This is a genomic window from Kitasatospora sp. NPDC101176, from assembly GCF_044768035.1.
Classification (GTDB): Bacteria; Actinomycetota; Actinomycetes; order Streptomycetales; family Streptomycetaceae; genus Kitasatospora.
Genome location: NZ_JBIWPA010000029.1, coordinates 99,644 through 109,769, shown reverse-complemented (window position 1 = coordinate 109,769; position 10,126 = coordinate 99,644). Strand labels below are relative to the sequence as shown.

9 protein-coding genes are annotated in these 10,126 nt (G+C 75.5%); 5 read left to right on the top strand and 4 right to left on the bottom strand.

What is annotated here, in order from left to right; genetic code table 11:
• Positions 1–94: 94 nt before the first annotated feature.
• Both ACIRS1_RS30395 and ACIRS1_RS30390 read right to left on the bottom strand, forming a co-directional pair.
• The gene (locus tag ACIRS1_RS30395; protein WP_402845275.1) at positions 95–1,684 is read right to left on the bottom strand and encodes an alpha/beta fold hydrolase; all 1,590 of its coding nucleotides are present in this window, start codon (positions 1,682–1,684) and stop codon (positions 95–97) included.
• Positions 1,681–2,931, bottom strand: coding sequence for an alpha/beta fold hydrolase (locus ACIRS1_RS30390; RefSeq protein WP_402845289.1), 1,251 nt, complete (start codon positions 2,929–2,931; stop codon positions 1,681–1,683). Before ACIRS1_RS30390 ends, ACIRS1_RS30395 begins: the two co-directional genes overlap by 4 nt.
• A gap of 663 nt (positions 2,932–3,594) precedes the next feature.
• Between ACIRS1_RS30390 and ACIRS1_RS30385 the strand changes: the two genes are divergently transcribed.
• Both ACIRS1_RS30385 and ACIRS1_RS30380 read left to right on the top strand, forming a co-directional pair.
• Complete coding sequence (locus ACIRS1_RS30385; RefSeq protein ID WP_360219355.1) at positions 3,595–4,227, top strand: AAA family ATPase; 633 nt, start codon at positions 3,595–3,597, stop codon at positions 4,225–4,227.
• A gap of 133 nt (positions 4,228–4,360) precedes the next feature.
• A complete protein-coding gene (locus ACIRS1_RS30380) occupies positions 4,361–4,840 on the top strand; it encodes an SRPBCC family protein (protein ID WP_402845273.1) in 480 nt (159 codons plus the stop codon).
• Between the two features lie 22 nt (positions 4,841–4,862).
• On the opposite strand, the gene ACIRS1_RS30375 is transcribed toward ACIRS1_RS30380, so the two are convergent.
• Positions 4,863–5,645, bottom strand: coding sequence for a class I SAM-dependent methyltransferase (locus ACIRS1_RS30375; protein WP_402845271.1), 783 nt, complete (start codon positions 5,643–5,645; stop codon positions 4,863–4,865).
• Positions 5,646–5,974: 329 nt separating this feature from the next.
• Between ACIRS1_RS30375 and ACIRS1_RS30370 the strand changes: the two genes are divergently transcribed.
• Complete coding sequence (locus tag ACIRS1_RS30370) at positions 5,975–6,703, top strand: hypothetical protein (protein WP_402845269.1); 729 nt, start codon at positions 5,975–5,977, stop codon at positions 6,701–6,703.
• A gap of 47 nt (positions 6,704–6,750) precedes the next feature.
• Here the strand turns inward: ACIRS1_RS30370 and ACIRS1_RS30365 are convergent, their stop codons facing one another.
• A complete protein-coding gene (locus ACIRS1_RS30365; RefSeq protein ID WP_402845267.1) occupies positions 6,751–7,572 on the bottom strand; it encodes a hypothetical protein in 822 nt (273 codons plus the stop codon).
• Positions 7,573–7,838: 266 nt separating this feature from the next.
• Here ACIRS1_RS30365 and ACIRS1_RS30360 point away from each other — a divergent pair, with 266 nt between their 5' ends.
• Positions 7,839–9,179: a threonine/serine exporter ThrE family protein gene (locus ACIRS1_RS30360; protein WP_402845265.1), complete on the top strand. Its 1,341-nt coding sequence runs from the start codon at positions 7,839–7,841 to the stop codon at positions 9,177–9,179.
• Positions 9,180–9,268: 89 nt separating this feature from the next.
• Positions 9,269–10,051 carry a glucosamine-6-phosphate deaminase gene (locus ACIRS1_RS30355; protein ID WP_360219380.1) on the top strand — a complete coding sequence of 261 codons (783 nt, stop codon included), beginning with the start codon at positions 9,269–9,271 and terminating at the stop codon, positions 10,049–10,051.
• Positions 10,052–10,126 lie beyond the last annotated feature (75 nt).

Below are 10,126 nucleotides of genomic sequence, written 5' to 3'. Positions count from 1 at the left end.
ACACGGACCCGACCGCCACGAGATCCTGGAATCGAGTCCGTGCTACCTCGATCAAAGCCGGACAGTTGGGGGGAATCCCCTATCGAACACCCTCTCAGGGGGCGATCTCGAACTCGGGCGGCTGCAGACAGGCCAGGCACTCCGTGTCCGGCGCGGTCGGCGTGTCGAAGAACGAGCGGGTGACCGCCTGCGCGCACGGCGAGTCGGCGAAGACCACGTGGGCGACGTAGGGGACGGTGACGGCCGTGGAGCGGCTCAGCGTGCGGGCGGCGTACGGCCCGCTGCTGGGCGCGGTCTGAGCGTCGAAGCCGCCGGACAGGACGAGGGTCGGGATGTCGCTGCGGGTCACGTCCCGGACCGAGGCGGGCGCGGCGGGGACGTCCCAGGCTCGGCAGTCCTCGTGCAGCCAGGGCAGCAGCGGTGCATTGGCCAGCACCGACCCGGGGAACGACGGGAACGCCCGCCGCCCCGCCTCGATCACGTCCTGCTCGGTCTCGAACGGTGTCCACTCGCTGCAGAAGACTCCGTAGGCGAGCCCGTGGGACATCCGCCCGACGGCCTGCGGGCTGAGCTTGCCGCCCGCCCACTGGGTGGCGATCCGCCCCGGGTCGCCGTGGGCCAGCTCGTCGATGGAGCGGGGCACGCCGGCGGCCAGGTGGCTGGCGAAGGTCAGCCAGTTCACCAGGACGCCGCCGTCCAGGGTGACCTCCACCGGGTCCGGGTGGTCCGGGAGCGTGACGGTCGTGGTGACCGGCCGGGCTTCGAGCTCGCGGACCAGGCGCTCGAAGGTGGCCTTCAGCTCCGGGTAACGGTCGTTGCAGGCGGGCTGGTCGGCGCAGGCCCGGAAGATGCCGTCGAAGCCCTCCCGGGCGGCCTTCCAGGTCACGGCTCCCCCGGCCAGCGAGGGCGGCAGGACGCCGTCGATGCCGACCGATCGGAGGCCTTCCGGGTGCAGGCGCTGGTAGAGCAGGGCCAGGTCGGTACCGTAGGAGATGCCGAAGAGGTTCCACTGCCGGATGCCCAGCGCGAGGCGCAGGTCCGCGTAGTCGTGGGCGCTCTCGGTGCTGTTGTAGGCGCTCAGGTCGGCCCCGAGGCCCACCAGCCGGTCACGGCAGGCGCGCGTCGCCCCGACGTGCAGGCGCCCGGTGGACGGCGCGCCGTAGACGAGGCCGAGCGAGTCCGCGGCGAACCGGTCGACGTTCGGGCAGGTGAGCGCGGGGTCGGCCGAGTAGGTCCCCCGCTGGGACATGAAGATGACGTCCCGGTCCTGGTTCAGTCCGCCGCCGAGCGCCAGCTGGATCTCGGAGTTCGCGTCGTCCCCGGGCCCGCCGGCGAGCCAGACGACCGGGTCGGGGGCCCGTTTCCGCGCGGCCGGCACGATGGCGACGGCGAGGGTGATGGTCCGCCCGTTGTGTCGGGCGCGGTTCTCGGGCACGGTGAGCGTTCCGCAGCGGGCCCCGTCGAGGGCCGGGGTCGGGTCCGCCGTCCGCGGGCAGGGGCCGGGCTCGAAGTGGGCCCGGCCCGCCGTCCGGGCGAGCGTACCGAGCGGTGCGTCGGCGCCGTCCGCGGCCCGGGCGGGCAGCGCGGCGAGGCCGGCGAGGAGCGCGCCGGCGGTGGCCCCGGCCAGCGTGACCCGGATCCGTCGCCGGTCGCGGCGGCGATGGGGCGGGGGAATCGGCGTCATGCGGTGTCCGTCTCTGGGGTGATGGTGAACGGCGGCGGTGCGAGTCCGGCGACGCACCCGGTGTCCGGTGCGGTCGGAGCCACGAGGAAGGACGCGAGGACGCTCTGCGCGCAGAGCGACTGGGGGACGACGAAGTGGCCGATCCCGGGGATCAGCACGGTGGTCGAACGGGGCAGCGTCCGGGCCGTGAACGGGCCCCAGCTCGCCCCGGTCTTCGCGTCGAAGCTGCCGGAGACGATCAGGGTCGGCACGTCGCTGCGGGTGGCCACCCGCTGGACCCCGGTGCGGTCCGGGACGTTCCACGCGCGGCAGACGTCGTGTTCGAAGGGGAGTTGCGGGGCCTGCGCCAGGACGGTGTCCGGCCAGTCGGGGAAGGCCCGGCGGCCCGCCCGGAGCAGGTCGGCCTCCGAGTGGTCCGGGACCCATTCGGCGCAGGCCACCGACTGCGTCAGGCCGTGGGCGAACTCGCCGATGACGGGCGTCGCTCCGGCGGCCTGGGCGCGGGCGAAGCGCTCCGGGTTCCCGTGGGCGAGTTCGTCGAGCGCCGCGGGGACGTCGACGGCCTTGACGGCGTTGGCGACCAGCAGGTTCACCAGCGCGCCGCCGTCCAGGACGACCTCCACCGGCTCGCCTCCCGCCGGCGGTTGCGCCGTCACCCTCAGCGGGTGCGCCTCCAGCCGCCGGACCTGCCGTGTGAGCGTGTCCGGGAGGTCGGGGTAGCGGCTCCCGCAGCGGGGCTGTGCCGCGCACGCCGCGAGGATCGCGCCGATCCCCTCCCGGGCGCCGTCCCAGGTCCACGGCAGGCTCACCACCTGCGGGGGCACGACGGAGTCGATCGCCACCGAGCGGATCCCCCCGGGGTGCAGCCGCAGGTAGGTGAGGGCCAGTTCGGTGCCGTAGGAGTACCCGTAGACGTTCCACCGCTCGATGCCGAGGGCCGTGCGCAGCGCGGCGAAGTCGGCGGCATTCTCGGTGGTGTTGTAGGCGCTCAGGTCCACGCCGTCGGCCGTCAGCCGGTCCCGGCACTCGCGGGCCGCCCGGACCAGGAGGCGCCCGGTCGAGGGGGCGTCGTAGCGCAGCCCCACCGCGGTCGCGTTGAACCGGTCGATCTCCGGGCAGGCCAGGTTCGGCCGTGCGTGCAGCGTGCCCCGCTGGGCCATCACGATCAGCTCGCGGTCCCGGTTCACCCCGGAGCCGATCAGGAAGGGGATGCTGCCGAACGCGTCGCCGCCGGGGCCTCCCTCCATGAACACCACCGGGTCCGCGGCCGGCGTCGCCGAGACGGCCGGGACGATCGCGACGGCCAGCCGGAGCGTGCGCCCGCCTCCCCGCTCGCCGGGACCGCCCCGCTCGCCGTGCTGGTGCCGCTCGCGGCTCTCGGGGACCTCCAGGAACCCGCACCGCCCGGGGACCGGCTCCGGCGTCTCGGGGCAGGGGCCCGGTACGAACCGCGCCCGGCCCCCCGTCGCCGGGGACGCCCGGTCGGCGGGCGCGGCGGCGGTGCTCGGCGTCGGGCCGACCGCGACGGCGAGGGCCAGCACGCCGGCGAGGAGCGCCGCCGCGGCGGGCGCGCCCCGGCGACGTCCGCGCGCGGACCGCTGCCCCGGCCACCGCCGTCCGGACCGTCCGGTCCCGCGCACGGGCGGCGGGCAGCCCGCCGTGATGCCCTGTTCCGTCATGTGATCCCGTCTCTCTGACGCCCCGGCCGCCCGATCGGGACGGCGCCGGGTGGCTGCGCCCGCCGCCGGGTGGTTCCGGGCGGGCCCTGGCCAGCGTCGGACGCCGGGCGGCCGCCCACCACTCGTGGCCTCCACTCGGAGCAGACCGGCCCCCCGGCGGCCGGGGCCGCCGGGGGGCGCGGGAGGGCCCGGCGCCGGTGCCGCCGGGGCGGGCCGGGTAGGGTCCCGGGCATGCTCCTGTGGATCAACGGGCCCTTCGGCGGAGGCAAGACCCAGACCGCGCACGAGATCCGGCGGCGGCTCCCCGGCAGCGTCGTCTGCGATCCCGAACACGTCGGGTTCGGGCTGCACCGGATGATGCCGCCGGCGCTGCGCGGGGACTTCCAGGACCTCCCGGCCTGGCGGCAGGGTGTCTTCGAGGTCCTGGACCGCGCCCTCACCGGGCACGACGGTGTGGTGATCGTGCCGATGACGGTGGTGGAGCCGTCATACTTCCGCGAGATCGTCGGCCGGCTGCGGGAGCGTCACCACGACGTCCGGCACTTCGCGTTGCTGGCCGGGCGGGACACCGTCCTGCGACGGCTGCGCGAACGCGGCTTCGGGCAGGCCGTGCGGTTCGTCGCCGGGAAGGACGCTCCGCTGCGCCGGGAGAGCTTCGCCGTGTCGAAGCTCGACCTCTGCCTGGAACGCCTGCGCGAGCCGGAGTTCGCCGAACACCTCTGGACCGACCGCCTCACGATCCGCCAGGTCGCCGATCACGTCGCCGCTTCCTGCGGGCTGGAACTCGCCCCGAACACCGACGGCGCGCTCCGGGGGCGCCTCCGCCGGGCCTGGACGGGCGTGCAGCACATCCGCTTCGACTGAGCCGCGGCCGACGGGCCGGCGCTTCCCGGCCGCCCCCGCTCCGGCCGGCCCGTCAGGACGCTGTGATCCGGCGCACGTTGACGCGGCGGGCCCGCGCGCGGTGCGATGCCGGGAACATCCTCAGGAGGTTCGCATGAGCAGTGCCGGCCGTGAATCCGTCTCCGTGCGGGCGGAGATCGCCGCCGCGCCGGACGCCGTCTGGGCCGCCGTCGCCGATGTGACGCGCATGGGCGAGTGGAGTCCCGAGTGCACCGGCGCCTCCTGGCGCGGCAGCCCGGCCGCTCCGGTGCCGGGTGCACGGTTCCGGGGCCACAACCGCAAGGGGGGCATCCGCTGGAACACCGTCTGCCGGGTCGTCGAGGCCGAGCCGGGGCACGCCTTCGCCTGGGACGTCAGCTTCGGGCCGATCCCGGTCGCCCGCTGGGGCTTCCGCCTCACCGGGGGCGACGGGGTGACGGTGGTGGAGCAGTTCTGGCAGGACCGCCGGGACCGGATCAGCGCCTGGACGACGGAGACCGTGCTGCGCACCGGCCACCGCGCGGAGTGGAACCGCCGGACCATGACGGAGACACTGGCCGCGTTGAAGCGCTCGCTGGAGGCCGACGCCGGGTAGCGCCAGCCGGCGGGCGTCCCCGTCAGCTGCCCGGCAGGCCGTGGGCGGGGCGGCGGCGGGCGAGGTGGACGGTGATGTCGGCGGCGATGTCCACCGTGCCGGGCAGCGCGGCCGTGATCGCGGCGTACGCCTGCTCCCGCGCCGCCGGCGGCAGCTGGAGGTAGGCCGAGACGGTCGACAGGTGGCCGAGGTAGTCCGGGGCGCTCATCGTCAGGCGCCGGGCGACGACGACCTGTCGGACGTCGTGGAAGAGCGGGGAGCGGCGCAGTTCGGTGCCCGGCCACTGCAGCTCCGCCCCCGGGGAGGTGCCGTCGGGGGCGGGCACCTCGTCGTCCGCGAGGAACGGTGCCCGTGCCGCGCGCACGGCCGCCTCGACGGCCGGGTCGGCGAGCTGGACGGGGCCGCCGAAGCAGGCGAACACGCCCTCCGGCTCCAGCAGCGCGGCCACCCGTGACCACCGGCCCTCCGGCCGCGTCCAGTGCAGGGCCGAAGCCGCGTAGACCAGCCCGTGGGCCCCGTCCGGCCGCAGGTCCTCGAAGGCGGCCCGTACGGTCGTCACGTTCCCGGGTACGGCCCTGGCCAGTTCGGCGAGCATGGCGGCGTCGGGATCGGTGGCCGTGACGGCGACCCCCCGACCGGCGAACAGGCGGGTCGCCTTGCCCGTGCCGGCGCCGATCTCCAGGGCCGTCCGCAGCGGCCGGCCCGCGTACGCCGCCACCAGGTCGAAGAGCTCGTCGGGGTATCCCGGCCGGAACCGTTCGTAGGCTTCCGCGACGGCGCCGAAGCTCAGGGCACGAGCAGACATGCCGAGCATCCTGGCACGACCGGGGCCGGGAGCGCTCGCCGTTTTCCGGCGGCCCGGCGCTGCGGTGGTCCGGTCCCGGCCGGCCCACCGGTCTCCCGACGCCGGCGCGGGCCCGGCGCGGGGAATCCGCATAGGCTGGGCGAGGGCGCCGGGCCCGCGGAGCACGGGCGGGCCGGCCGCCCCACGGAGGTGCGGAAGTGGTGCCGGAACAGCGAACGCCGCCAGGGCGCGGCCCCCGAAGCGTGGCGGCCACGGCCGCCCGGCGTCTCCCCCGGCCGCCCCGTGCGCGGGCCGCGCACGGGCCCCGGGGCTGACGGGGCACGGCGGCCGTGTACACCGCGGACGTACGGATCGAGGTGAACCTCACCGTGCCGAACCACGGCATCGGGCTCTGGATGCTCGGCGCGTTCGTGGCGACCTTCGTCGGCACCCGGGTGATCACCCGGCTGATCCGGGCCGGTCGCGGGCCCTTCCGCGACGTCCAGGTCGGCGGCACCCACGTGCACCACCAGGTGTACGGGATCCTCGCGATGCTGGTGGCCGGTGCGATCGAGTTCGCCTACCGCCCGGACAGCCCGGGGGTGCAGGTCCTCGCGGTGCTGTTCGGCGCGGGCGCCGCGCTCGCGCTGGACGAGTACGCGCTCTGGCTGCACCTGGAGGACGTGTACTGGAGCCGCGAGGGCCGGAAGTCGGTCGACGCCGCCTTCCTGGCGGTGGCCGTCGGGCTGCTGCTGGTCGCCGGGTTCAACCCGTTCTCCGACGCCGGCTCCGGCACCGCGGCCCATCTGACCTTCGCCTTGGTGCTGCTGGTCAACGCGCTGATGAGCGCCATCGCGATCCTCAAGGGCAAGACGGCGACGGGCGTGATCGGACTGCTGGTCTCCCCCGTCGCCATGGTCGCCTGCCTGCGGCTGGCCAAGCCCGCCTCGCCGTGGGCCCGCTGGCGCTACCCGGAGGGCTCGCGCCGGGCCGAACGCGCCCTTCGCCGCTTCCCGCCGGGGCGCCGCACCCGGATCGACGCCCTCAAGGACTTCGTCGGCGGCGTGCCCCGGAGCTGACGCCCGCCCCGGGGGCTCGTGGGCTCGCGGGCGTGCGGGCCCCGGCCTCAGCCGAGGAAGCGGTGCAGGGAGTCCGCCATGGCCCGGACGAGCCGGTCCGTGGTCCCGACGTCGACGCGGTCCAGGGACAGGTAGGGGTTGAGGTCCTCCAGCTCCACCAGGAGCAGCCCGCCGTCCGGGGACCGGCAGGCGTCCACCCGCTGGATCCCGTGGTCGAGGGTGTTCCACGCGACGAAGCGCCGCGCGAAGGCCAGGTCGGCCTCGCTCGGCCGGTAGGGCTCCAGCACCCAGCGCCGGTCCGGATCGGGTGCGTACAGCGCGTACTGGAAGGCGTCGTCGACGAAGTAGAACGAGACCTCGTAGCGGAGGTCGATCCGGGGCTGGACCAGGACGTCCGTCCAGTCGATCCCGGCGAGCTCCGCGCGCGGATGGAAGGCGAGGCCGATGCTGTCCGCGCCGGCCTTGGGCTTGACCGCGTAGGCGGCGCTGTCGGGCAGCCGGTCCAGGTCCCCGGGCCGGTCGACGGTCGGGATGACGGGATAGCCGGCCTCGGTGAGGTCCAGCAGGTACTGCTTCCCCGCCATGTCCGCGCGCCCGGTCAGCGGGTTGTAGACCCGGACGCCGTCCGCGAGGGCCTGCTCGCGGAAGCGCGCGTACTCGTCCCGGTAGTGCAGCACCGGCCCGCTGTTGCGGACCACCACGGCGTCGAAGCCCGCCATCAGGGCGCGGGCGTCCAGCGGGTGGCACAGCGCGAGGTCGAACTCGGCCCGGAGCCGGGAGGTCAGCAGGATGTCCTCGTCGCAGTAGCGTCGGCCGCGGGCCTGGTAGGCCAGGTCGGTCACGTACAGGAGGCTGGGCCGGTCGGGCACGGGAGTTCTCCCCTCGCTGGCTGGTACGGGGGCGAATGTACCGGCCCGCCCGGACGCCGCCGCACCCGGGCCTCCGCTCTGATCGCGCTGGTCGCCGTGGGTGCCCGGCCCGGCGGCCCGGGCGCCCTGACGGCCGTGTCCGGCGGGCGGGGGCGCCCGGGCCGGGGCAGGGTGGGACGGAACACGGATCGCACCCCCTGAGCGCCCGCGCGGCGCCGCGCGACGACCGCCGCCACCGCCCTGGCACGACCCGCGGAGGTACCCGGATGGACCGTCCGACCGGCACCCACCAGGAGCTGGCCGGTTTCCTGACCCGGCTGACGGAGGTCCTGCTCGGCGTCAGCGGGGAGGGCGCCGAGCAGGTCGAGCGGACGGTGCGCCGGGCCGCCCGCGACTGCGGGGGCAGCGCCGCCCTGCTGGTGGTGCCGGACGGCGCCACCGTCACGGTGACTTCGCACGGGCGGACCACGACGGCAGGGGTGCGGGCGTTCCCCGAGGTGTTCCGCCTCGACCGGGTGGTCGCCCTCGACCCCCTGCTGGCCGAGGTCTCGGCCGGGCGGATCGGCGCGGCCGAGGCGGACCGGCGGCTGGCTGCGATCGCCGACGCCCCGCAGCCCTACCCGTGGTGGCTGCGGATGCTGGGCATCGTGCTGTTCTCCGTCGGCTTCGCCCCGCTGATGCAGGCCACCTGGTACGAGGTGTGGACGACGGCGGTGCTCGCCACGGTCAGCGCCGGGCTGGCCGTGGGGGCCGAGCGCGTGCCGCGGCTGGCCGTCCTGCTGCCGCCGGTCGCGGCGGTGGCGGTCTCGGTGATCGCCCTGGAGGCCTTCGCCGGCACCCCCGCCCACGGCGGGCCGGTCCTGCTGATGCTGCCTGCGCTGTTCTACTTCGTCCCCGGCGACTACCTGAGCGCCGCGGCCGCGGAGCTGGCCGCCGGGTACCTGACCACCGGCGCGATCCGGCTGGTCTACGCGGTGTTCCTGCTGCTGCAGCTGTACGTCGGGGTACTGCTGGGCCTCGTCTTCACGGGGACGCCGCGGCACTCGCTGTTCGACGTCGCGGCCCACGGCGACCTGCCGCGGTGGATGCTGTTCCTGAGCTGGGTGGTCTTCACCGTCGGCACGGTGCTCTCCTTCGCGGTGCCCTGGCGGCTGCTGCCGGCGCTGCTGGTGCTGGTCTACCTGACCGTCGGCGTGCAGAGCGTCGGCACCTGGCTGTTCGGCGAGTTCGGCGGGACCTTCGTCGCGGCCGTGGCGCTCGGGGCCGCCGCCGGCCTGCTCAGTCGCCGGCCGGGCATGCCGCCGCGGCTCGTCCTGGCCCTGCCGGGGTTCTTCACCCTCACCGTCGGCTCGCTGGGGCTGCGCGGGCTGACGGACCTGGCGGGCGGGCATCCGATCGAGGGCTTCCGGGACATCACGAAGCTGGTCACCATCCTGACCGTGATCGCCGTGGGTCTGCTGGCGGGCGCCGTCATCGCCGAACTCCCGTCCGGCCGGTCGTCCGCGCCGCCCGCCGGCCCGTCCCCCGCCCCCTCCGCGGGCACGCCGGTGGCCGCGCCCGCACCGCCGGCCGCGGAACCGCCCGACCACCGGTCCGGCCCCTGGTGACCGGCCCCGGGACCCGGCTGGACCTGGGGCCCCCGTTCACGACAGAATGGTCTAGACCTCCTTGTCGTTTTCAGAAACGGTGGACCCGTATGGAAATCGTGATCGTCCCTGACGCCACTGCGGCCGGCGAACTCATCGCCACGGCGATCACCGATCTGCTGTCGCGCAAACCCGACGCCCTGCTCGGCGTGGCGACCGGATCCACCCCGCTGCCGATCTACCAGGCCCTCGCCGCACGCGTCGGCGACGGCCGGCTGGACGCCTCCCGCGCCCGCGTCTGCCAGCTCGACGAGTACGTCGGCCTGCCCGCCGGCCACCCCGAGTCCTACCGCTCGGTCGTGCTGCGCGAGGTCGTCGAACCGCTGGGCCTGACCGAGGCCTCCTTCCTCGGCCCGGACGGCAACGCCGAGGACATCGCCACCGCGGCCACCGCCTACGACCGGGCCCTCGCCCAGGCCGGCGGCGTCGACCTCCAGCTGCTGGGCATCGGCACCGACGGCCACATCGGCTTCAACGAGCCCTGCTCCTCGCTGGCCTCCCGCACCCGGATCAAGACCCTCACCCGGCAGACCCGCGAGGACAACGCCCGCTTCTTCGACAGCATCGACGACGTGCCGCACCACGTCATCACCCAGGGCATCGGCACCATCCTGGAGGCCCGCCACCTCGTCCTGCTCGCCACCGGCGAGGCCAAGGCCGAGGCCGTCGCGCTGGCCGTCGAGGGCCCCCTCGCCGCGGCCGTCCCCGCCTCGGCCCTCCAGCTGCACCCGCACGCCACCGTCGTGGTCGACGAGGCCGCCGCCTCCGGCCTCAAGCTCGCCGGCTACTTCCGCGACACCTACGCCGCCAAGCCGGCCTGGCAGGGGCTGTAAGGCCGGTCCCTCCACGGCCCGCGCCGCGGGCGACCGCGGCCGTCGTGCCACGCCACGCCACGCCGCCGGAACCGA